Raw genomic sequence first — 1007 nt, forward strand, 5'->3', positions numbered from 1 at the left:
CGCGGGCTTCCCCGCAGAAGTCAGGCGGGCTGGCGGGCCTCCCGCGCGGCGGCGTGCTCGGCAGCGGCTCGCGCCAGTGCCCGGATCACCGGGTGCGGGTGCGAGCCGTCGCCGGACAGCTCCGGCTGGAAGAGCGTCGCCAGGTAGAAGGGGTGGCCCGGCAGTTCGGCGATCCGGACGGCGCCGCTCTCGTCGTGGCCGGAGAACCGCAGCCCGTGCGCGCGCAGCGTGTCGAGGTGCCGGGAGGGCCCGTAGCTGCAGGAGTAGCGCTCGACCGTGCGCTCGCCGCCGAGGAGGGAATGGGCCAGGGAACCCGGCTCCAGCCGCACGGCGGCCTCGTGACCGGCCAGCGAGCAGGCGAGCGGCTCGATCAGGAAGTCGTCCGCGTCCGGGTCGTTCTCGGCGTGCGCGACATGGGTCAGTCCGCACACCGTGCGGGCGAACTCCAGCAGCGCGTGCTGGAACCCGCCGCAGGTGCCGAGGAACGGAATGCCCTCCTCCCGTGCGGTGCGGATCGCGGCGAGCACGCCCGCCTCACTGCGGTACGGGCTGCCGGGCACCACCCACACCGCGTCGAACCCGCGCACCGCGCCGTCGGCTTCGGCGTCCTCGGAAGGGATCCAGTACGGGTCGAGGACGATCCGGTCGCGCAGGGCGAGGGCGTCGAGCAACCGCGGGACACGGGAGTGCGATACGACGTTGGGGGTGCGGTCGCCGACCAGGGCGACCCGCGCGGTACGCGGTGCGGTCTGTGTCATGCGTTCATCCTCCGCGCGGCCTGTCGTTCACGTCCAACGATGATCTCTGCACTCTCCATAAGCGCTGCTGATGAGAGGCTGGCCCGCATGGACCCGCACCTGCTGCGCACCTATGTCACCGTCGCCCGTCTCGCCTCGTTCTCGGAGGCCGCACGGGAACTCGGCTACACCCAGTCCGCGGTGTCCCAGCACATCGCCGCCCTCGAACAGGACCTCGGCGCGCCCCTGCTCACCCGCCGCCCCGTGGCC

The 1007-nt window shown here is 72.8% G+C and carries 2 protein-coding genes; one reads left to right on the forward strand and one right to left on the reverse strand.

Features of this window, described 5'->3' with window-relative positions; genetic code table 11:
- Nucleotides 1-20 precede the first annotated feature (20 nt).
- Nucleotides 21-758, reverse strand: coding sequence for a CTP synthase C-terminal region-related (seleno)protein (locus tag CCN42_RS40645; protein WP_086742071.1), 738 nt, complete (start codon nt 756-758; stop codon nt 21-23).
- A gap of 87 nt (nt 759-845) precedes the next feature.
- Between CCN42_RS40645 and CCN42_RS40650 the strand changes: the two genes are divergently transcribed.
- Nucleotides 846-1007, forward strand: a 162-nt coding sequence (locus CCN42_RS40650; RefSeq protein WP_143662271.1) for a helix-turn-helix domain-containing protein, incomplete at its 3' end; no start/stop codon positions are given.

The sequence above is a fragment of the Streptomyces glaucescens genome, from assembly GCF_002154375.1.
Lineage (GTDB): Bacteria > Actinomycetota > Actinomycetes > Streptomycetales > Streptomycetaceae > Streptomyces > Streptomyces glaucescens.